At 52.6% G+C, this 23071-nt stretch carries 17 protein-coding genes and 1 riboswitch; of the genes, 13 read left to right on the top strand and 4 right to left on the bottom strand.

Features of this window, described 5'->3' with window-relative positions; genetic code table 11:
• Positions 1-47: 47 nt before the first annotated feature.
• On the bottom strand, positions 48-986 hold the full coding sequence (corA, locus tag AC58P5_RS13265; RefSeq protein ID WP_497387133.1) for a magnesium/cobalt transporter CorA: 939 nt from the start codon (positions 984-986) through the stop codon (positions 48-50).
• Positions 987-1497: 511 nt separating this feature from the next.
• Positions 1498-1627, top strand: a riboswitch (SAM riboswitch).
• An 85-nt stretch (positions 1628-1712) separates the two neighbouring features.
• On the opposite strand from corA, the gene metA reads away from it, so the two are divergent.
• The 4 genes from metA (at position 1713) to mqnC (ending at position 6559) form a co-directional block, all read left to right on the top strand.
• On the top strand, positions 1713-2657 hold the full coding sequence (metA, locus tag AC58P5_RS13260; RefSeq protein WP_497387132.1) for a homoserine O-acetyltransferase MetA: 945 nt from the start codon (positions 1713-1715) through the stop codon (positions 2655-2657).
• 35 nt (positions 2658-2692) lie between these two features.
• On the top strand, positions 2693-3862 hold the full coding sequence (locus AC58P5_RS13255) for an aminotransferase class I/II-fold pyridoxal phosphate-dependent enzyme (RefSeq protein ID WP_497387130.1): 1170 nt from the start codon (positions 2693-2695) through the stop codon (positions 3860-3862).
• The gene (locus AC58P5_RS13250) at positions 3859-5016 is read left to right on the top strand and encodes a trans-sulfuration enzyme family protein (RefSeq protein WP_497387128.1); all 1158 of its coding nucleotides are present in this window, start codon (positions 3859-3861) and stop codon (positions 5014-5016) included. Before AC58P5_RS13255 ends, AC58P5_RS13250 begins: the two co-directional genes overlap by 4 nt.
• Positions 5017-5425: 409 nt before the next feature.
• Entirely contained in the window at positions 5426-6559 is a 1134-nt protein-coding gene (gene mqnC / locus AC58P5_RS13245) for a cyclic dehypoxanthinyl futalosine synthase (protein ID WP_497387126.1), read from the top strand.
• A 324-nt stretch (positions 6560-6883) separates the two neighbouring features.
• Here mqnC and AC58P5_RS13240 read toward each other — a convergent pair whose 3' ends face one another.
• Both AC58P5_RS13240 and AC58P5_RS13235 read right to left on the bottom strand, forming a co-directional pair.
• Positions 6884-8677 (bottom strand): sensor histidine kinase, encoded by a 1794-nt coding sequence (locus AC58P5_RS13240; protein ID WP_497387125.1) that lies wholly within the window; start codon positions 8675-8677, stop codon positions 6884-6886.
• Entirely contained in the window at positions 8667-9368 is a 702-nt protein-coding gene (locus AC58P5_RS13235; protein ID WP_497387124.1) for a response regulator transcription factor, read from the bottom strand. The genes AC58P5_RS13240 and AC58P5_RS13235 overlap by 11 nt, the downstream gene beginning before the upstream one ends.
• Before the next feature lie 345 nt (positions 9369-9713).
• On the opposite strand from AC58P5_RS13235, the gene ytxC reads away from it, so the two are divergent.
• From ytxC to AC58P5_RS13215, 4 genes are all read left to right on the top strand, one after another.
• Positions 9714-10688, top strand: a complete 975-nt coding sequence (gene ytxC / locus AC58P5_RS13230; RefSeq protein WP_497387123.1) for a sporulation protein YtxC — start codon at positions 9714-9716, stop codon at positions 10686-10688.
• A gap of 363 nt (positions 10689-11051) precedes the next feature.
• Positions 11052-12986, top strand: a complete 1935-nt coding sequence (gene thrS, locus AC58P5_RS13225) for a threonine--tRNA ligase (RefSeq protein WP_497387122.1) — start codon at positions 11052-11054, stop codon at positions 12984-12986.
• Positions 12987-13217: 231 nt separating this feature from the next.
• Positions 13218-14078 (top strand): VOC family protein, encoded by an 861-nt coding sequence (locus AC58P5_RS13220; protein ID WP_497387121.1) that lies wholly within the window; start codon positions 13218-13220, stop codon positions 14076-14078.
• Positions 14079-14581: 503 nt separating this feature from the next.
• Positions 14582-16327 (top strand): methyl-accepting chemotaxis protein, encoded by a 1746-nt coding sequence (locus tag AC58P5_RS13215; protein WP_497387119.1) that lies wholly within the window; start codon positions 14582-14584, stop codon positions 16325-16327.
• A gap of 440 nt (positions 16328-16767) precedes the next feature.
• Here AC58P5_RS13215 and AC58P5_RS13210 read toward each other — a convergent pair whose 3' ends face one another.
• Positions 16768-18270, bottom strand: a complete 1503-nt coding sequence (locus AC58P5_RS13210; protein WP_497387118.1) for a mechanosensitive ion channel — start codon at positions 18268-18270, stop codon at positions 16768-16770.
• Between the two features lie 214 nt (positions 18271-18484).
• Between AC58P5_RS13210 and AC58P5_RS13205 the strand changes: the two genes are divergently transcribed.
• The 5 genes from AC58P5_RS13205 to AC58P5_RS13185 all read left to right on the top strand — a co-directional run bounded on the left by AC58P5_RS13205 (position 18485) and on the right by AC58P5_RS13185 (position 22905).
• Entirely contained in the window at positions 18485-19186 is a 702-nt protein-coding gene (locus tag AC58P5_RS13205; RefSeq protein ID WP_497387116.1) for a 3D domain-containing protein, read from the top strand.
• A 172-nt stretch (positions 19187-19358) separates the two neighbouring features.
• Positions 19359-20393: a cell wall-active antibiotics response protein LiaF gene (gene liaF / locus AC58P5_RS13200; RefSeq protein ID WP_497387115.1), complete on the top strand. Its 1035-nt coding sequence runs from the start codon at positions 19359-19361 to the stop codon at positions 20391-20393.
• A gap of 12 nt (positions 20394-20405) precedes the next feature.
• Complete coding sequence (locus AC58P5_RS13195) at positions 20406-21443, top strand: HAMP domain-containing sensor histidine kinase (protein WP_497387114.1); 1038 nt, start codon at positions 20406-20408, stop codon at positions 21441-21443.
• Complete coding sequence (locus tag AC58P5_RS13190; protein WP_497387113.1) at positions 21440-22102, top strand: response regulator; 663 nt, start codon at positions 21440-21442, stop codon at positions 22100-22102. The genes AC58P5_RS13195 and AC58P5_RS13190 overlap by 4 nt, the downstream gene beginning before the upstream one ends.
• Positions 22103-22491: 389 nt before the next feature.
• Positions 22492-22905, top strand: a complete 414-nt coding sequence (locus tag AC58P5_RS13185; RefSeq protein WP_103994626.1) for a YugN family protein — start codon at positions 22492-22494, stop codon at positions 22903-22905.
• Positions 22906-23071: the final 166 nt, after the last annotated feature.

Below are 23071 nucleotides of genomic sequence, written 5' to 3'. Positions count from 1 at the left end.
CAATGGAAGCCGATGCTTTGTTAGGTCAACGTCGTCATTCTGCATAGTCAAATCCACCCTTTTTTACGGAAGAGTAGGAACATGCAAAGCCCGAGTAAACCCATAAATCCGAAAATGAATAAATCCGCGTAAGGTACGGTCAGAAGCCCGAGAATATCGTTAAAGTTCATTCCGAAAATACCGGTGATAAAAGTCAGAGGCATAAAGATCGTGGTCAGTGCGGTAAAAATACGCATGATTTCGTTCGCACGGTTCGCTACGCTGGACTGATAAGCTTCTCGTAAGTTGCCCATGAGATCGCGGAGCGTATCGAAGGTGTCGACGATTTTGACGGCATTTTCGTGAATGTCGCCGAAATATTTTTGCAGCTGGTTATCGATCAGTTTCAGTTCTTTGCGGTTAAGCGTCGCCACGACGTCGCGCTGCGGCACAAGCATTTTTTTCAGCCACAAAATTTCCCCGCGGAGACCGACGATCTCGTTCAAATGGGATTTTTTCGTGTGCATCAGGATATCTTCTTCAAGCTTCTCGATCTTATCTTCGATCCGGTCCCCGACAATGACGTAGTTGTCAACGACAAGGTCAACCAGATGATACAGGAAGCGGTCCGGGCTGTTAACCTCTTCATCCCAAAGAAAGGGTTTGATGGCACGGAGCTCCTGGATTTTCTGTCTCGTAACGGTAATGATGAAATGCCTGCCCAGAAAAATATTGAGTGCGCGAAGAAAGATTTCTTCATCATCAAACCGGATGCTGTTAATTACAATAAAATAGTGCGTGTCGTAAATTTCGATTTTGGGCCGCTGTTCTTCTTCGCTGAGACAATCCTCTACGGCCAGATCGTGAAGATGGAAGAGCGGCTGCAGCTGCTCCAGATCGTCCACATCCGCATCGATCCAGTAAAAGCCGGATTCGGGTGGTGTCAGCGCTTCGTGAATGTCTTCAACCAGCGTAAAAGCGCCCTTGTGTACCAGGCGTGTTTTCATCCGTTTCACCTCTTTATGCGAAACGGCGCACAGCACTCCGGTCCGTAGGGAAACTACGGACGCTGGAGTGCCGGCCCCGGTTCGCTGCTATTCGATTATGATCGTACCGGGTAAAGCGTCTACTACTCGGTCGGTCCCCGTCCATCCGTATGTTCCCCCCTTTATCATTCCGTGTCGAACACTTGTCTAGTATATACCTACATTTTCCACGATTCAAGCATCAAACTCTGGTACTTTTCTCCTGCTAGTCCCCGATGCCTGGGGATTTTTTATCCTATGCGGGAGAAGGGTTTGAGGTGCGGGCAAATGATTGGACAAGAAGCCGGAGGGTTTGTTCGGAATGCGGCCGGCGCCGGAGAGAACACCGCCTTTCCACGCCATGAAGGCGCCGGAAGCTGCGAACGTGTGAAAGACATAAGTTTTCTCTTTGTAAGTTTATTATGTGCAACTTTTCAAAAAGCACTTGACATTTGCCCGGTAACCATTAAGATAGGAGATAACTGAATAAACTTTCTTATCAAGAGTAGGTGGAGGGACTGGCCCGATGATACCCGGCAACCGACATTGTAACCCCCGAGGGGCAATGCACGGTGCTAATTCTTGCGGGAGCCGTATGAATAGCGGCTTCTGGGAGATGAGAGAGGAGCATGTTGCATAGGGATGAACAGGCCTTTCTCAACTTTTTGAGAGAGGTCTGTTTTAATTTCTTTCGAGGAGGAATGACCGATGCCGATTAAAATACCTGATAATCTTCCGGCTAAAGAAGTACTGAACCTGGAAAATATTTTTGCGATGGATGAGACGGTTGCCTACCATCAAGATATCCGCCCTCTGCGGATTGCGATTCTGAATCTGATGCCGACGAAGGAAACGACGGAAACCCAACTGCTGCGCCTCCTGTCCAATACGGCTCTTCAGGTCGAATTTGTCCTGCTGCATCCTAAAACCCACACCTCCAAAAACACTTCTCCCGAGCACCTGGAGATGTTTTATAAAACGTTTGAAGATATCGAAGACGAAAGATTCGACGGAATGATCATTACCGGAGCCCCCGTTGAGCAAATGGAGTTCGAGGACGTTCATTATTGGGATGAGCTGAAGAAAATCATGGACTGGAGCATAGACAATGTGACCTCGACGCTTCATATATGTTGGGCATCCCAGGCCGGACTTTATCATCATTTCGACGTGCCGAAGTACACGGTGGACAAAAAAGTGTTCGGTGTATTCCCGCACACGATTGGGGAAGAGAACGTGAAGCTGCTCCGCGGGTTCGACGAGTTTTTCTACGTTCCCCAGTCGAGACACACGGAAGTGCGCCGTGAAGACATCGAGAAGGATGAGCGGCTCGTGATTTTATCGGAGTCGGAAGAAGCCGGTATTTATATCGTGGCGACGAAAGACGGCAAGCAAATTTTCGTCACGGGACACTCCGAATATGATCCGCTGACACTGAAATGGGAGTATGACCGAGATGTCATTAAGGGCATGGACGTGGAGATCCCGAAAAATTATTATCCGAACGATGATCCGAGCAAGAAGCCGATGATCACGTGGAGAGCGCATGCGAATCTTCTGTTCTCCAACTGGCTGAACTATTACGTTTACCAGGAAACGCCGTATGATCTTAATGCGGGTCGTGAACTCAGCGCGCTTAGTGCCTGTCTATAGTATAGAAACAAAACCTTAAAGGAGAGATGCCACGCATGAACATCGAAAGTCGATTGGCCCAAATCGGTTCGGTTTCCGAGCCTGTGACCGGAGCGGTGAGCTTCCCCGTATATCAGTCAACGGCGTTCCGCCATCCGCGTCTTGGAGAAAGTACCGGATTCGATTATGCCCGTACGAAAAGCCCGACCCGCAGTGTGCTGGAGGACGCGATTGCCGATCTGGAATCCGGAGATGCCGGCTTTGCCTGTTCTTCCGGCATGGCGGCGCTGCAGACCATTTTCACGCTGTTCAGCCAGGGGGACCATCTGATAGTATCTCTGGACCTGTACGGCGGTACATATCGCCTGCTGGAGCAGATCATGTCCCGCTTCGGCGTGAGCGCTTCCTATGTGGATACCAATGACGTCGAAGCGCTGGAAGAAGCCTACCGTCCGAACACGAAAGCGATTCTGATCGAAACGCCGACAAATCCGCTCATGATGGTCACGGACTTGAAACTCGTCTGCGGCTGGGCCAAGAGCAAACAGCTTCTCTCCATCGTGGACAATACGCTGCTCACTCCTTATCTGCAGCGTCCCATCGAGCTTGGCGCGGATATCGTCATCCACAGCGCGAGCAAATATTTGGGCGGCCACAATGATGTGCTGGCCGGTTTGATCGTGACCAAGGGGCAGGAGCTTTCCGAACAAATGGCATTCCTGCACAATTCCATCGGCGCCGTGCTCGGTCCGCAGGACAGCTGGCTGCTTATGAGAGGGATGAAAACGCTCGCTCTGCGCATGGAGCGGCACGAGCATAACGCGACGACGATCGCCCGCTATCTGCAGTGGCATCCGCTTGTAACGGATGTATATTACCCGGCGCTCGAATCCCATCCGGGTTATGCGATCCAGAACAGGCAGTCGTCCGGTAACACGGGAATTTTCTCCTTTAAAGTAACGGATGCGCGTTTAGTGGAGCCGATTCTGAGGCACGTTAAGCTTATTGCGTTCGCGGAAAGCTTGGGCGGAGTAGAGTCGCTTATGACGTACCCGGCCGTTCAGACGCACGCCGATATTCCTCTGGAAATCCGGGAAAAAGTAGGTGTCGACGACCGGCTGCTGCGTTTTTCGGTCGGCATCGAGCATGTGGACGATCTTATTACCGACCTGGCGCAGGCGCTGGAACAGGCACAGGCAGAGGTGGAAGGAGACAATCAAGCGTGAGCACCGACAAAAAACTAGGAACGAAAATCATCCACTTCGGTGGAGAAATCGATAAAACGACGGGCGCTTCCAGCGTTCCGATCTATCAGGCATCTACCTTTCACCATTTCTCGCTGGATAATCCGCCGGAGTTCGATTATTCCCGTTCGGGCAATCCGACCCGTCAGGCGCTGGAAGACTATATCGCTCTGCTGGAAGGCGGAGCGCGGGGATTCGCGTTCGCTTCCGGGATGGCGGCCATTTCGTCGGCCTTCTTCCTGCTGTCGAGCGGCGACCATGTAATCTGTACGGAGGATGTGTACGGCGGAACGTACAGGCTGCTCACCGCGATTCTGACCCGGATGAATATCGAGACGACGTTCGTCGATATGACGGATCCGGAGAAGGTCAAGGCGGCGTTGAAGCCGAACACGAAGGCGGTCTTCCTGGAGACGCCGTCCAATCCGACGCTGAAGATTACGGATATCGCGGTCATCTGCGCGTGGGCGAAGGACAACGGGCTGCTCACGATGCTCGACAACTCTTTCATGACGCCGTACTATCAGCGTCCGATCGAGCAAGGCGTCGATATCGTGCTGCACAGCGCCACGAAGTTCCTGAGCGGTCACAGCGACGTGCTGGCGGGCTTGGCCGTTGTGGCTAACGACAGCCTCGGCCGCCGCATGAAGCAGATCCAGAACGGCCTCGGCAACGTACTCGGCCCGCAGGACAGCTGGCTGCTTATGCGCGGCATGAAGACGCTCAAAGTGCGGATGGAAGGCTCCGAGCAGAACGCCCGCCGCCTGGCCGAATGGCTGGACAGTCATCCGGCTGTCCAGGCCGTGTACTATCCGGGGCTGCCGGGGCATCCGGGCCGCGAGATTCACGAGAAACAGTCGAGCGGCTACGGCGCCGTCGTCTCGTTCGACGTGAACGGGGGCGAGCGCGCCAGGAAGCTTCTCGGCGAGGTCAAGATCCCGCTGGTCGCCGTTTCTCTGGGCGCGGTCGAGAGCATCTTGTCCTATCCGGCGATGATGTCCCATGCCGCGATGTCACGCGAGGTGCGGCTGGAGCGGGGAATTACGGACGGACTCGTGCGTTATTCCGTCGGTCTGGAAGATATCGACGATATTATAGCGGACCTGGACGCGGCTTTATCCCATCTGCAGGGATAAGCGGCTGTCTGAGAGCCCGAAGGAAGCAAGTGAAAGAAGGCCAACCTGTTCACGATGGACGGCGGCCTCTTCGCTTGCTTTTTTTATTCTGAAGGATGGAGGGGAAGACGGCTATCAAGGAGATAATAGAACAAAAAACCATCGTCCGCCGCGCGTCCCTGTAAAACGGTCAGGCAGTAGAGGCGTTTGACGGATGCCTAACGAAGGGGCCCGATCAAACCGGAAATTTTACAGGATAACAAGTTCGAAAGATAGCCGGAAGGCCTATTTTTCCCGTAGCCGGATTTGGGGCGGTATGTTACAATGGTGATAATGTTTTTCTATACATGTAACTTTTTTCACATAGTATACCGTGAGCCGCGAATTCATACCTAAATTCGTGTGCGGAAGTCAGAAAGGAGTGAATGCCATGAATCCGATCGACCGCATTTTGGATAAATCTCTTGCAGGCGGACGAATTGATCTGGAGGAGTGTGTCACACTGCTCGAATCCGACCAGATCGAGAAAATGGGTCATGTCGCTAACCAAATTATGCTGAAGCACCATCCTGAACCGATCACCACGTTTGTAGTAGGCCGCAACATCAACTACACGAACGTTTGTGACGTTTATTGCAGATTTTGTGCATTCTATAGAGCTCCCGGTTCTACGGAAGGATACGTACTTACCAATGAGGATATTTTCCGCAAAATCCAGGAGACGCTGGATGTAGGCGGAACCGAGATTCTGATGCAGGGCGGCACGAACCCGGATTTGCCGTTCAGCTACTATACGGATCTGCTGCGCGAGATCAAGCAGCGCTTCGATATTACGATGCATTCTTTCTCTCCGGCGGAAATCTGGAAGATGAAAGATGTGTCGGACGGCCTTTCGCTTGAAGAAGTAATCCGTCAGCTGCGCGACGCAGGACTGGATTCTCTGCCCGGCGGAGGCGCGGAAATTTTGGATGACCGCATCCGTATGAAAATTTCCAAGAAAAAAGGCTCCTGGCGCGACTGGATGGATGCCATGGAAACGGCTCACCGTCTGGGCATGAATACATCGGCGACGATGGTTTACGGCTTCGGCGAGACGATGGAAGAGCGCGCCATGCACCTGCTCCGCGTGAGAGAAGCGCAGGACAAATGCATTCAGAACGGCTACGATTCGCTAGGCTTCCTGGCCTTCATCCTGTGGCCGGTACAGCCGGACAACACGAATCTGCGCGTAGAGAAAACAAAGCCGGAAGAGTATCTGAAAATGCTGGCCATTTCCCGCATCATGCTCGACAACATTCCGAACTTCCAGTCTTCCTGGGTAACGATGGGCCCCGAAATCGGCCGCCAGTCGCTGCATTACGGCTGCAATGACTTCGGAAGCACCATGATCGAAGAGAATGTCGTATCGGCTGCGGGCACTACACATAAAGTGAACATTTCCTCCACTCTGGAAATGATCCGTGCCGCAGGCAAGATTCCTGCCCAGCGCAATACGAAGTATGAGATTCTTCGCGTGTACGACGAGGATACGGTCGTTGAAAAAGACTTCATTATGCAGAACTAATCAAACTAATCCAATATAGAGTTCTCTATTTTCAAAACAGCAAATAAACCCGGAAGCCGTCTAAACGGTCTTCCGGGTTTATTTTTTTCTCAGCGCAGCCCTACCGGGAACTCGTTTTCAAACGAATGGCACCGTGATGGCAGTCGCTTGTTCAGGACAGGATACACAGTGGACCGTCACATCCGGTTTGCAGCTGCGAATTGCCTTCGGCTCATTATGAAGCCTCGGATACTAGACACCGGAACCGGCGCATCGTGTTCGTTGTCTCGGGATATACTTCTTTCACCTTCGATTGCCGCGATTCGCAATCGCCCGATGGCTGCATTAATACCGGCGAAGTTTCACATGGAACATAATCGATTGGCCGCGATTCTCCGCCCAAATGCGGCCGTCATGAGCTTCCACAATGCTGCGTGCAATGGCCAGACCGAGCCCGGAACCGCCCGTATCGGAAGAACGCGCGGCATCCATCCGGTAAAACCGGTCAAACAGGCGATCAAGCTCGGCCGATTCCGAAAGATCGCTTTCGTTGATCACCGTCACTTTGACTTCCTGGCCTTCCTCCTGGACGATCACCTCGATGGCGCTGGGTTTGGCGCTGTATTTAACCGCATTCGTAAGCAGGTTTTCGAAGACGCGGATCATCTGATCGGGATCCATGGAGACGAACAGCCGCGTAGGCGGGAGAACGAGGCGAAGGGAGAGGCCGTTCTGCTCCGCGATCGTGATATATTCTTCCGACAACTGATAGATCAGGTCGTTTACGCAGACCGATTTTTTGGCGAGCGGCACGCCTTCGTTCGTTATCCGGCTGAATTCGAACAGATCGTCAATGAGAATTTTAAGTTTTTCCGCACGCCCGTAAGCGATTTGCATATAGTTCGCCGCCTGCTCCTCGTCTTTATAATCCTTGTCTTTCAAAAGCCGGAGATAACCGATAATGAGCGTAAGCGGCGTGCGGAGGTCGTGAGAAACATTAGTGATCAATTCGTTTTTCAGCCGCTGGGATTTGCGCTCTTCTTCCAGAGAATGCTGAAGATCGAAAGCCATGGAGTTCATGTGTCCGGCGAGCACGCCGAGTTCGTCATGGCTTCTTTCGGGAACCCGGTGAGCAAGATTGCCTTGGGACATTTGGACAAGGCCCTGCGCCATTTCTTCGATAATCTGCATTTTCCGCCGGGTGATCCAATAGAAAAGTCCCAGGAAGGTAGCGATCCCGGTAATCAGGGGGAGAGAGGTATCCTGCTCGTAATAAGAGATATGAGCTTCAGGAACCGCCTTGGCGACCAAATAAGCCTGGGCCCCGTTCAAGGTAACCGGGTACATGAACGTGAATTCGCGGTTCTGGTGATTTTCGCGGTACGTTTCTTCCGAACCCATAGCGCTTCCGATCAACTGCGGGATATCGAACCGGCTTTCGCCGCTCCCTTTTGTTCTGTACAGTACCTTACCGGATGCGTCGATAATGTAAAGCGATTTTCTTCCGGGCCTGTCGGTCTCATCGTCCAGCAGAGACTGAATATCCACAGAATTTACGGGAAAAAAGGACGGAGCCGGCTGATCATCCGGCGCGGCAGGGACCGGCGACGCTTTGCTGCTCGTGCCCGTTCCGCCCGAAATGGCAGTCTCAGGCGCTGGAGACGGCGGGATAACGGGAACAGCGCCGTCCTGCGGGGTTGAAGCGGCGGGATTTCCCGAATCCGCTTCTTGATCCACTCCGGTACGGATACCGCCGGTCTCCTTTGGATCTTGAACTTCCGGATCGGAGCCCGGCGACTCCTTCCGGACCGACTCCTCTTTAGCGGCAGGGTACCTGTCGGCATCGCCGCCGTACTTTTGAATCTGTTCGAGGCGTTCCACAAGGCGGTGAACCTGGTTCTGCAGTATTTCTTTATCCTGTGTATAAGAGACGGTCGCTCCCGTCCGCGATGATTGGGTAAGCTCGGCTACCAGGCTCCCGGCGGCAGTCGCAACGCCTATGCATAGAGCGAACGCGAGAATAAGCTGCATTCGCAGGCTGCGCATCACATTCTGTTTGCACAGAATGACGGGACGCACGATGCCGCGCACCAGCAGCCCCCACAGCTTTCCGAATCTCCGGTTTCGATTAAGTTTCAATTTTGTAGCCTACCCCCCAAACGGTTTTGATGTATTTCGGCTGCCTCGGGTTGCTCTCCACTTTTTCCCGGATTTTGCGGATGTGCACCATGACGGTGTTGTCCGATTCGAAGTACGGAGTGTTCCAGACCGTTTCATAAATCCGCTCCGTACTGAATACGATTCCGCGGTTGCGCCCCAGAAGCTCCAGGATGGAAAATTCCCTGGGAGTCAGCTTGACCGGCCGCCCCTCTACATGAACTTCATGCGTAGCCGTATTCATGACGAGATCTTCCAGCTCGATACGGTGTGAAAGCGTTTCGGATGGCATGGGGGCGTTTAATCTTTTATACCGGCGCAGTTGGGATTTCACCCGTGCCATCAGCTCAAGCGGATTAAACGGTTTCGTCAAATAATCGTCCGCCCCGGCGGTTAATCCGAGAATTTTGTCCATATCCTCGCTTTTTGCGGAGAGCATCAGGATAGGCATGTTTTTCTCCTTGCGGATTTCCAGACACGCCTGGACGCCATCCATACGGGGCATCATAATGTCGAGGATAATGAGATCGACTTCCCGGCTTTTCAGCACATCCAGGGCCTCCAGGCCGTCCCCGGCCGAAACCGTTTCATACCCCTCGTTGGTTAAATATATACGGATGAGCTCCACGATATCTTTTTCATTGTCTACGATCAGAATCGTCTCTTTTCCCATAACCTTGCGCTCCTTTATATGCCGGAAAACGGATGCCGTAAGCGTAACGGCCCTGCCTTCCCTTTTATTTCATTATAAAAACGGATATTGTGACGTTAGCACAGGAAGAAGGGGTTGGCAATTCCGTTCGCAAAAGGAGCGTCACCTCCATCATCAAGCTTTCATAGGAATTATTATAAGAGATGGTTCTTAATAAAACCGCGCCGAATTTCTTAAGGAAAGTTTAAGATCGGCCTTATTTTCCTGAATTGCCCGGCGTTTGGACATGTCAAGAGTTGGTTGTATATCCGCCTCCGGCCGACCATATACTTTTAGAAGGAATCAGCGTCAGGAAGGAGTGAGCCCATGTCTTTCGTACAGTTTGTATTTAACAATTCCGCCGTGTTTGATATTTCTGCGCTGCAAAGCCGGATCGAAAGCCGCCTAGCGCCTCTAAATCAGGAAGGGAACCCGGTCCGGATCGTGCGTGACACTTTGGAACACTGCACGATACTTCGGATAGAGTTTACGGCAGGCGGCAAAAAGCAGCAGCCGAAGCCCGAAGCCGTTATCGAAGCCGCTGCCGAGGCCGCCGCCGAGCAAATCGTGGAGGGTGAAGAAGAGAGGCTGATCCGGAAGCTGCTCATAAATACTTTTCATTATAAAGATCCTGAAGAAGCGGTTAAAATCGGCCGTTACTGCCGCCAGTTCCTGAACGGGGAAGAGGAAGGGGAAACCGCCGCAGGCGAATACGGCCTGGACGATTATCTGGACTGGGGACCTATTGACGGCTTGAAGCTCCGGGCGGGCAAGATCAGCGAGCCTTTGAAAGCTCTGCTGCGGGAAGAGCAGACCGTGAACCTGCCGGGTTTCATTACGTTCCGGCTGCAGGAGTACATGGATGAGCTGAAAGAGGTCATTGAGTACGCCATGGATGAATACGCGATGGACCAGCAGTACCAGGAATTTATTTCTCTGCTCCAGTATTTCGTCTATATCCAGGAAACGAAGACGGCAGCAGCTCATTTGATACATAAGGAAGGCGCCGAATTTACGATTCTGGATGAGAATATGCAGCCGATCGACACCAGTAAGATGGAAGCGTCCTTCACACTGGAAATGATCGAGAAGGATATCAGCTTCGAAGATATGATCGTCTCCACGCTGATTTCGGTATCTCCGGCGACGATTTATATTCACACGCGGGAACCGGAACTGCCCGTTATCCGGACGATTATGCAGATATTCGAGTCCCGTGCCACTATCTGCTCCTACTGCGGCATATGCCGTACGAAGCTGGCGGGGAACTCGGACAGCGGGTCTCCGTCCCCCTTGACCTGATTCCGCGGCAGGCTTATAATTAGGGAATCAAAGGCTTTGACCGAAGACACGAACAGCTTGTAACACTGCTGCCAGAGAATGGGGCCCCGGCTGAAATCCCCTGCAGATTTACGGTATGTTTACCCCTTCGTGAGCTGCAAAGCGGAAACCGAACGAGAGCGGACGCAAGACGTCCGGTCCGGAAGTAAGCTTGGCCGATTCATTCCCGTTACCGGATGCTGAATGAGGATTTGTCCGATTAAATCTAAGCGGCGAATCGAATTAGGGTGGAACCACGAGTCGAGCGCACTCGTCCCTTTCGGGATGTGTGTGCTTTTTTGCGCTCTTTTTTCGAAATTTATAGAGCTAAGGAGCTGACGAATCATGATTAAATTAACTTTTCCCGACGGTTCCGTGAAAGAATATGCCCCGGGTACAACGGTTGAGCAGGTAGCGGAATCCATTTCCACGGGCTTGAAAAAAAATGCGGTTATCGGCGTGGTGAACGGCCGACAGGTCGATTTGAACTCTCCGATCGAAGAGGATGCCGAGCTTAAAATCGTAACGCTGGATTCCGAAGAGGGAGTCGAAGTGCTGCGCCACAGCACCGCCCACTTGATGGCTCAGGCGATCAAACGGCTGTATGGAGAGCAGGCGGTGAAGCTCGGCATCGGACCTGTCATCGAAGACGGATTCTACTACGACATCGATATCGAAAATCCGCTGACGCCGGAAGATCTGACGAAGATCGAGAAGGAAATGGTCAAGATCGTCCAGGAAAACCTGCCGATCGTCCGCCGTGTTGTGAGCCGCGAAGAAGCGATCGCGATTTTCGAGGAGCTTGGCGATCCGCTGAAGCTGGAGCTGATCCGCGACCTGCCGGAAGACTCCGTGCTGACCATTTACGATCAAGGCGAATTTTTCGACCTCTGCCGCGGACCGCATCTGCCTTCCACCGGCAAAATCAAGGCCTTCAAGCTGCTGAGCGTTGCGGGCGCGTACTGGCGCGGGGATTCCAAGAACAAGATGCTTCAACGCATCTACGGAACCGCATTCCCTAAGAAGGCGGAGCTGGACGAGCATCTGCATCTGCTCGAAGAAGCGAAGAAACGCGACCACCGCAAGCTGGGACGCGAGCTGAAAATGTTCACGTTCTCCAAGGAAGTCGGCCAGGGACTGCCGATCTGGCTTCCTGCCGGAGCCAAAGTGCGCCGCGTTATGGAGCGCTACATTGTCGATCTGGAAGAGCGCCTGGGCTACCAGCATGTCTATACGCCGGTACTGGCTAACGTGGAGCTGTACAAAACAAGCGGCCACTGGGATCACTATCATGAGGATATGTTTCCGAAAATGGTCATGGACAACGAGGAACTCGTTCTTCGTCCGATGAACTGCCCGCACCATATGATGGTGTACAAGAGCGACATGCGCAGCTACCGTGATCTGCCGGTCCGTATTGCGGAGCTTGGCACCATGCACCGCTACGAGATGTCCGGCGCTCTGACCGGCCTGCACCGCGTACGCGCGATGACGCTCAACGACGCGCATATTTTCTGCCGTCCCGATCAGATCAAGGAAGAGTTCGCCCGCGTCATTAACCTGATCCGTCATGTGTACGAAGATTTCGGCATCAAGGATTACCGTTTCCGTCTGTCCTACCGGGATCCGAAGGATACGGAGAAATATTTCCCGAACGACGAGATGTGGGAAATGTCCCAGCGCATGCTCCGCGAGGTTGTGGAGGAAATGAACCTGCCGTTCTACGAAGCGGAAGGGGAAGCGGCCTTCTACGGTCCGAAGCTGGACGTTCAGATCCGCACGGCCCTTAAGAAAGAAGAAACGCTTTCCACCGTTCAGCTGGACTTCCTGCTGCCGGAGCGTTTCGAGCTCGAATACATCGGCGAAGACGGCCAGAAGCATCGCCCGGTCGTTATCCACCGCGGTATTATTTCCACAATGGAACGGATGACGGCTTTCCTTCTGGAGAACTACGCCGGAGCTCTGCCGACGTGGCTGATGCCGGTACAGGCCAAAGTCATTCCGGTATCGCCGTCTTACGAGGCGTATGCCAATGACGTGACCGAGAAGCTGCTTGCGGCGGGAATTCGCGCCGAAGCGGACAACCGCAACGAGAAGCTCGGCTACAAGATCCGCGAAGCGCAGCTGGAGAAGACGCCGTATATGCTCGTTGTAGGAGAGAACGAAATGAACGCCGGCACTTTGTCCGTCCGCAAACGCGGCGAAGGCGACCTGGGCGTGCACAGCCTGGCGCATGTGGTCGGCCTCATCCAAGAGGATATCGCCAACAAGTCCAGATAAGCAGGCTGCGGATAGACGCGCTATGGAGGCAAACGGCCGCAGTGCCGGTTTTCTGAAATAGCGCCTATAAAACCGTAAAAACAGGGGGAACCTCAGTAGAGGCTCTCCCTGTTTTTTTGGCATTGGACATTATCGAGTAATTAAACTATAATTACTTACAAAAAGTAACTAAGTATATTTTGTCTCGTTTTCTGTGTTTTCTAAATAATTTTGAAAGAAGGGTGACTCTTTATGACGTCTGTTATCGACCCCCGAACTGAAATCGGATTTGTGCATATTAAAGTCGGCAGTCTTGCCCGGTCTCTTCCGTTTTACCAGGACGTGATCGGACTTAAACTGCTGAAACGGGGCGGAGCTTTCGCCGAACTGACGGCGGACGGCAAGCAGCCTCTCGTTATTCTGGAAGAAATACCCGAAGCCGTTAAAATGCCGAAGCGCGGCTATGCGGGTCTGTATCACTTCGCGATCCTTCTGCCCGGCCGCAAGGAGCTTGGATTCGCGCTGCGCAGTCTGATCCGCAGCGGTATCGAGGTCGGCCAGGGAGATCATCTCGTGAGCGAGGCGCTCTACCTGGATGACCCGGACGGCAACGGCATTGAAATTTATGCCGACCGCCCCCGCGAGACGTGGCAAAAGGATGCGAACGGCCACTACGTGATGGCGACCGATCCGGTAGACTGGGAAAGCTTACTGGAGCTTGTCGGAGAGGAGCCCTGGAGCGGAATGCCTGCGGGAACGAAAATCGGTCACGTCCATTTCCATGTGACGGATTTGCGGGCGGCGGAGGCATTCTACTGCGGCCTGCTCGGGTTTGAGATCACGCTCCGCTTCGGCCCGGCGGCTCTTTTCGTGGCGGCTGGCGGCTATCACCACCACATCGGGCTGAACACGTGGGCAGGCGCAGGGGCGCCGCCCGCACCCGCCCATGCAGCCGGAATCCGCTGGTTTACCGTCGTGCTTCCCGATAATGGCGAACTGGAACGGATTTTGGCACGCCTCCGGGAAGGAAGCGTGGACGCCGTGTCCCGGGAAGACGGATGGCTCGTGACCGATCCTTCGGGAATCGGCGTGCTGCTGACGGTGCGCGAGTAGCCCTGCCGATTCCACGCGCCGGGTCCTATGCGCGGGTGCGCAGCCGGCGGCCGGTTCGGACCGAACCGGCCGGATAAGGTTATTTTGAGTGCAACGTCGGGTTATAGCAAAAGGGTAAAATGAAGCACCATCCTTGAAAAAAGGTTCTAAAGCCGCTGCCGAGGCAGCCCACACCTATAACGAAATCAGGTGTGGTTTTTTTTGTTTCTATGGACGGAAAGCGGAAAGGGAATGGCTACAATGGCCGGATAGTATAAGGGGAGGTGAAACCCCCTTATATCCCGATGGTTGGCTCTGTTGTGAGTATTCCAACTCCATATGAAGAAGTAAATACGTTATCGCAACAATAAAACCCGGACACCCACGAAGAAGAAGAAGAAGAAGAAGAAGAAGAAGAAGAAGAAGAAGAAGATTGTCGAATAAAGGAATCTTATGTCATATTCGAGAATACTACACATTGTTTAGTAAACCATTACCTAACATAAAGAGAGGGATCCGAAACTATGGGGGAAAGAAAGAAGAAAACCGCTTTAAGCTTTTTTTCGAAAAACTTGATATTTTCTATTTCGGGAATAGTGCTGGCATGTATGATCATGTCCGTTATTAGTTACATTATTATGAGCCGTGCGCTTACAGGCAGCCTGGAGGAGCAGGCGACAGGAATTGCAACATTATGGAAGAATAGATTTGAAGTAGAAGAGTTGAAAAAAGAGAAGACAAGTATTTCTTCAGATTCAGCCATTCAGAAAAAACTTGTGTCTCTACTGGATGAATTGTCAGTTGGAAATGCGAATGTAGCGCAAGGGTTCCTATTCGAGCCGGATGTCGTGGAGGGAGCAAAAACGAGGTTCTTATCTATCCCTACCCATTTATTAGAAACGGGACTTAAACCCGGAGAATTATTTGAACAGCCGCCTGAGATGATTCAGGCATTCCAAACCTTGAATCAAACGAAAACGCCGGTAATTCCCCCTGTTTACAAGGATAACATAGGATCATGGCTCACTGTATTAGTTCCGGTCCTCGATCAACAGCAACAGCTCGTCGCCGTCTTTGGGATTGACGTGAATGCATCGGTAATTTCAGAACAACAGAACAAATTGATCGGGTCTTTAGTGATCGCTTCCCTGTTGTTTTTGGTTGTTGGAGTTATCATACAAATTTTTAGTCTGAAAAAGTTACTGCATCCTATCAAAGAATTAATGAGCGGCGTTGAAAAGATCAGCAAAGGTGACCTTACACAGAAAGTGGTTGTCCATTCAAACGATGAACTGGGACAATTATCCGAGAGTTTCAATGAGATGGCCCAATCGTTACACAGTATCTTGGAGCAAGTGCAAGTCACTGTCGAACATGTGGCGAGTTCCTCGGAACAATTATCGGTCAGCGCCGAAGATTCAACAAAGTCGTCTACGCAAACAGCCGCAATCGTTCAAGAACTGGCGACCGGAACGGAAATACAGGCGGGAAATATTAATCAAACTAATCGTGCTATAAACGATATATCGACAAAAGTAGGACAAATCGAATCCAATTCCCGGGTGGTCATGGATAAGGTGTTTATTGCGACAAACCTTGCCACGGAAGGAAATCAAGCGATTGATACGGTTATTAGACAGATGAATTCTATCAGTTTTACAGTGAACCAATCCGCTGAGTCCATGAAATACTTAGTAGATAATGCTCTTCACATAGGAAGAATTGTAGAAGTCATTAATACAATCGCTAATCAGACGAATATGCTAGCCTTAAATGCTTCCATAGAAGCATCCCGCGCCGGAGAACATGGACGTGGATTTGCAGTGGTGGCAGGTGAAGTAAGAAAGTTAGCTGAACAATCATCCAATTCGGCCCAACAGATTACGTCCTATGTGGAGAGTATCCAAGAAGGAATTCAAAACGCTGTCCAGTCTATGGAGCATGGTACAAGAGAGGTTAATGAGGGACTCCATTTGGCGAATCAAGCGGGATCATCGTTTAGTGAAATTCGCGATGCGGTTGATGAGGTGTCGCTGAATATCCAAGTGGTTTCTGCTGCTCAAGAAGAAATGACATCTCGTGTTTCCGAGGTTCTATCATCGATGAATCGAATTCTGGACGTCACCAATGAGGTGGTAGGCGGAACGCAGAATATTGCCGCCTCTACGGAGCAACAGTTAGCTTCTATGGAGGAGATCACATCTTCTGCAAATGTACTGTCTAGCATGGCAGAAGAGCTCCGGGAGAAAATAACGCAGTTTAAGTTATAACAGGATGCTTGATTAGCTGTCTGGCTTGACCAGATAAAAGAGGCTGTCCCAAAAGTAGATCAATCTACTTGAGGGATGGCCTCCTTGATAGTGTCTGACCTCATCCATCTCCGCACAAACAATCGGGTCTTCATTTCGTGTAATGAAACGTTTTTTACTTTACGGTCACAACATTGGTCAAGAATGACGCCGATGAAGTCCGCCCAAGCGGTGCGAATGCGGCGGCGGAGGGGACTGGCGCACCGTGAACGCTTATCCGGCCGTTCAAGCGGGCGCAGTTCGCCAAGCCGGCTCTCTTGCACGGGCGCGCCTGTGCGGCCGATCACCTGCGGGACTGTTGTCGCCGCACACACATTCGTGAGATACCAGGCTGGCGTCCCGCAACCGCAAAAAAAGCACCCTTCGGAAACGATTCCGGAGGGTGCTTTTTGCTGTACGTCTTACATGGAGATGTTATCGTGGTCCTTGCTGTTTTGCTTCTTATCCCAGAAGCGTTTGACGGCCGGAATGCTGCCGATACCGACGGAGATAATAAAGGCGGCGCCGAGTGCGACCATGACGACCATGTAACCGGATGTGATAATGACCGAACCCAGTCCGATTTCCGTCAGACCGATCACGACGGCCAGAACGATGATAACCGGCTGGACAAACCCTTTGAGCGGGTTGCCCGGACGAATCATGCTCTCTGCGAAGCCGGCCAGGATAATGCCGATCAGCACGATGATGACGATCAGAATAAATTTCGGCAGCATCACCATCAGAGCGGCGAATGTTGCGGAGATGAATTCCAGATCCAGCACGTTCGTGGATTCGACGAGGAAGAAGCCGAATACGAAGACGGCGATCAGAGTCGCGATCCATTTCGTGATAGGCAGAGCGGAAACGGATGCGGATGCGGCCGGATTAACAGACCCCGGTACGCCCATTTCGGCACCGGCACCTGCGGCTTGGCGGCGGAACATCGGCATCAGGCTGTTCAGCTTGCTGTCGATATCCATCGGCGAAAGCAGCGTAATGATGAGATTGCGGACGATTTTGGCCAGAATGTAGCCGATGTAGAGCAGGAACGCCGCAATGAGAATCTTCGGAATCCACGCCATGACAAGATTCAGAATGCCTTGAGCCGGAACCCGGATGGATTCGATTTGCAGCAGGTTAAGCGCTTGTACCGCAATCGGGAACAGAATCAGGAAATACACGATGCTGTAAACGAATTGGGACACGTTCATGCCGGTCCCGATCCAGCGCTGCAGATTCAGCGAGGATGTGAGGGTAGAGGCGAGTTTAGCCACGAACTTGGCCACATAATGGCCGAGTACGATAAGCAGGATCGCACCCGCAAGCAGAGGCAGATAGCCGATGACCATATTGATGACCGCGCTGATCGGCACGGAAATGGCCGGAATCTGAAGCGAAGCCAGAATGCTCGGTGCGAAGAGCAGAATCACAATGGCGTAGGCGATGTTGCCGGCCACTTCACGGTAATGCACCAGATTCGGCATTCTGCTTTTGATCGTGTGGGAACCGAAGAAGCCGGAAACCACACTTTTCAGCATGGAGCCGAGAATATGGGCGACTGCCGCAAGCAGTGCCGCAGCCAGCAGATGAGGTATGTAAGAAGTGATAATGGCGATGAAACCGACGAACGGATTCAGCACATTCGTGAAATTAAGAAGTTCAAGCACAACGAGCAGCGTGACGAGAATAATGAAATACTTGACTATCTTGGACACAATCCGGCTGATAGAGCTGTCCGGCGGGAAAAACTTCCTTCCGCGGGCATCCACATTCGCTTTTAGAAGTCCTTTATAGACGGCTTTCGAAGCAGCGCCTGCTATCCATAAACCAATGATCAGAACAAGAACGGCCCCTATGAGCCTCCAAATGGAATTTCCGTTCATCATGAGGAAGTTCCATTCGCCCCAATTTCTTACGTCCATTCGACCATCCGCCTTTCCTTATATGTTTTTGATGGGAGTTTATTTCCCAACCTATTTACCCGGCCCCCCGCAAGTTAAACACTGTAAATAACTAGGAATTTAAGCGCGAATAAAATCCAGCTTCCAGGGAAAACCTGACTTTGCAAAGATTGGCGGATGTTTAAACTCTTTTAAAATTGGACAAACTCTTATAGTAGGGGGAGGTATCGAACAAATGTTGCCTGATTCAAGCAATCCGACCAAATGGTTCAGTATGGTTATGATGTTGAACATCGCTCTTGTCTTGTGCGGTCAAGATCAAACAAGTCTGATAGGATTAACAGATACAGCGGCACTCGAGAAAAAAATCGCTCCCGCGATTTCGGGATTAGCATCCCGCCAGACACCCGAAGCACCCGAGGAGCCTGTCCAGTCTCAAAACGGAACCGGTGAGGTTCAAGCCGCTTCCGGTCAGACACGTAAAGTCAGCTATAAGCTGATGCCCGATTCCAGTCAGGATTTGTCCCGGTACAAGGCGGTAGAAGTGGTAGCGACCGGCTATTACTCGGGAATCGAATCGACGGGCAAAAATCCGGGGCATCCGGATTACGGCATCACCAAATCCGGCGTTAAGGTCAAACGGGACGAGCATTCCCTGTCGACGATCGCGGCGGACCCGAGAGTGTTCCCGATCGGAACGGTTCTTTATATACCGGGTTACGGATATGGCATCGTGGCCGATACGGGCGGCGCCATTAAAGGCAAAAAAATTGATCTTTATTATGAAACGAAAGACCAGATCTACAAAGAATGGGGTAAGAAAACGGTCAATGTCTTTGTCGTCAAAGAAGGTACAGGCAAAGTAACCCAGATGATCTGGAACCAGCTCGTACAGGAAATTTTCAAAAACAATCCTGTCGATACACCTGAAGCCTAAACATTCACATATACCGCACAAGAAATACCGCACAAGAAGCGTCTGCGATTTCCGCAGGCGCTTTTTCTCGGTCTAGGGACCGAGTGAGGAATCAACCCTTTGTCTCTTTTCAGAAAAGATGGACAGAGGTACACTTAATTCAGGAAAACGAAATTCAACGGGGGAATAAGTCATGAACAGTTCTATTTGGGGAAGATTGGCGGGGGGCTTTCTCCTGATTGCGCTCGGCCTGCTGTTTTTTCTGAAACAGCTCGGCTTTATCTCCTTGAGCATCGGGGAGCTCATTTCCACCTTTTGGCCGCTGCTTCTGATATACGCGGGTCTGATGAGCCTGCTCTTTAACGGGGGGAGGCGGGGAGACGGAGCCTGGGGACTTATCCTGGTTCTGATCGGAGGCATTTTCCAGATCCGAAATCTCGGATGGGCTCCGTACTCTCTCAGAGAAATGTTTCAATTTCTCATCCCGGTCGTCCTGATCGTTTTCGGAATCAAAATGATTTTCGGCCGGAGAAGCTCCCGCCGTCACGATTCGGAATACGGCGGAAGCCGGGACGGGCATGGGCATGGGAATGGGCAATGGGGTAACGATTGGGAACGTAAACTGGAGGACAAATGGGAAGAAAAAGCGCGGAAATGGCAGGAGAAAATCTCCAGGCGCGAGGCAAGACGCGGCAGGAAAGCCGACTGGAAAAGCGGAGGCGTTTATCCGGAAGCCGGAGAGCCGGGCGGAAATGCCGGCTATGCTCCACCGCCGCCACCTCCACCGCCTCCGGGCGGAAGTTCTTATGAGCGCGGGCCGGACTACCACTATGTGAATTCCTACGCCCCTCCGCAGAATAAGTCGGGTTTTATCGGCGACGTGTATATGGGACAGGATTACTGGGAGCTGACGCCTCTTAACATCTCGCACTTTATCGGCGACACTTCGCTGGATCTGACAAAAGCGAGCATTCCGATGGGGGAAACTCGGATCAACATCTCGGCGTTTATCGGCGATGTGAAGGTATTTATCCCGAGCGATCTCGACGTGGAGATCAGCGTAACCACCTCTTCTTTTATCGGCGATATGAATGTATTGGAGCGGCGCGAGGATGGAATCATGCGCTCGATGAATTACCGGACGCCTTATTACCAGGAAGGCGCCAAAAAAATCAATCTTCACGTATCGATGTTCATCGGGGATATCGTCGTGAAGAAGATGGGTTAGGAGGCTGGCCGCATGGTAAAGCTGTGGAGCATGAAATGGCAGCTTATGCTGTATTTTCTGGCCTCCAGCCTTCTGACTCTCGGCATTCTGGGCTTTGCACAGCTCTATATGCCCTGGGAAGCGGCAGGCGGCGGGTGGAAATTCGGCCTCGCCGTTTTTGCCGTCCTGCTGGGGCAGGCGGTCGGTTTCGTGGCCTCCCGCGCCTTCCAGCGCAAGGTGGATGTGCTGCATATCGCCATGCTTCAGCTGGCGAAAGGCAACTTGAAGGATCGGATACAGATCGATCCCATTGATTCGTTCCATCCCGTTTACAAATCGTTTAACGAGATGGCCGGAGCGCTTGAAGAGCGGACGCGGCTGCTGCAGGAGATGGGCGAAGAACGCTCCGTGATGGAACACGGCTCCGTCGAGACGGCGGTGGTCGAGGAACGCCGGAGGCTGGCCAGGGATCTCCACGATACCGTCAGCCAGGAACTCTTCGCGATTCACATGTCGGCGTCCTCTCTGCCGAAGGTGATCGGGCACAATCCCGACGTCGCCAGCCAGTTGATGGAGCAGTTGGTCCAGATGTCGCATCATGCCCAGAAGCAGATGCGGGGGCTCATTTCCCAACTGCGGCCGATCGAACTGGACGGCAGCACGCTGGAGCAGGCGCTGGAAAAATGGTTCCCGGAATACTGCCGGGCTCATGAGCTTCAGGGCCGCCTCGATGTAGAGACCGAGCAGCCGATTTCCGAGGCGATCGAGCATCAGCTGTTCCTGATCATTCAGGAAGGGATGGCCAACGTCGTCAAGCACGCTTCCGCTACGGAAATCGAGCTGAAGCTGCACGATTCGGGGCGCCAGTATGTGCTGCAGCTCGCGGACAACGGCAAAGGCTTCGAGCGGAGCGCGATATCGTCCGCCTCCCACGGCTTGTCCACGATGCGCGAACGCGCGCAGAAGCTGGGCGGGGATGCCGAGGTCCTCAGCGGATCGGGCAGCGGGACGACCGTCCGCGTACGGATACCGAAATTTGTGAAAGAGCCGAAAGGGGAAGCTTCGCTGTGAAAGATAAAGTGAAAGTGATGATCGTGGACGACCACGATATGGTGAGAGTCGGTCTGCGCACGTATATTATGCTCGAAGAAGAACTTAGCGTTGTGGAGGAAGCATCGAACGGGGAGGAAGCCCTGCGCAAGCTCGGAGCTCTGGAAGCCGCCGTTATTCCGGATGTGATTCTGATGGATCTGACTATGCCGGTGATGAACGGGATTGAAGCTACCCGGGAGATTACGCAAAGCTTTCCTTCTATTAAAATCATCATGCTGACCAGTTTCCTGGAAGAAGACAAGGTCGTCCAGGCGGTTGAAGCGGGCGCGATTTCTTATGTGCTCAAAACGATCTCCTCGGAGCAGCTCGCCCAGGCGATCAAGGGGGCGGCCGCCGGCATGCCGGTCTTAAACCCCGAAGTCTCGCTGGCGCTGACCCGCGGACTCAGGCAGCGGTCGGCTCAGACGGAAGACGAGGGGCTGACGGCGCGCGAGCGTGAAGTGCTTTCCCTCATTTCCGACGGCAAATCGAACAAAGAAATCGCCGAGGCGCTGCACATCAGCATCAAGACGGTGAAGACGCACGTGAGCAACCTGCTCATGAAGTGCGAACTGGACGACCGCACGCAGCTGGCTATTTATGCTCACCGCAAGGGCTGGGCCGGTACCGGGGCCTAACGCGAGCCTATGTATCACCCGGCCGCCCGGAGACGGTTCCGGTGTTTTGGCTTGTCCGGGCAGGGTTTCCGGCGGGCCGATGGGACTATACGGCCGCCGGTCCGCCGGGCGGCGGCCCAGCCGCAAGGGTAAGTAACCGGGTAGGGGCGGATCCTATATGGCCCTACACGATCAGGAGGCTCCTTGCCTGTCCCGGCCGTACAGCAAGTCCAGCGTCCTTGTTGCCTGTCCCGATGTAATGCAAGTCCAGCGTCCTTGTTGCCTCTCCCGATCGTACTGCGAGGCCCGCTCCGCTGCGCTTTTTCCAGCCGCTCATAAAAGAAGGCAGAAATACGCAACCTATTGCTGCGCGGGTTCATTCAACGGCGCGATGAAGAGGAGGTTGCCTTGTGAAAGCTTTGAATTCCTCACTCCAGGAAACGGTAGAAGCATTCGACAATGTCCGGGACTATTTGCACACGTTCGAGTTTACATTAGGCGGCAACTGGGAGTACGATCACGGTTCGTTCGACCGTTATCTGGACGAGGCGCACAAAGTTTGGCTGCGCATCCCTTTTGAAGTGACGGAAGGGACTCTGGACGGTGATACGGACGAAACCGACGCGATGGTGAAAATCGGGACGCCTTACGTGCTGAAGCACGTTTACAATGAAGGCAACGATCCCGAAGCCCATATGATGACGGTTTCCGCACTCGTGAACCAGTTTCAGACCCCGCTCGATCCGGATGCCGAGATCGAAAGCGAATGGATCGGGAAAGCGGAAAAACTTCTGCGGGATGTCGAACAAAAATGGCTGCACTGAGCGTTCCCGCCGCATAGTTTTAGTTAAATGGACCCAGATCGACACGATGCCGGCCGGAGAGCCGGCTTTTTTAGCTCCATTTTATTGAATTTTAAGGTTTGCTTAAGGAAGGAAGTCCATTATAAAAGTACAGAGACGGTGAACAACACGGATTACAAAACAAGCC

It is taken from the genome of Paenibacillus sp. JT31N7 (assembly GCF_059692095.1).
This window is presented reverse-complemented; position numbering and strand designations above follow the sequence as displayed.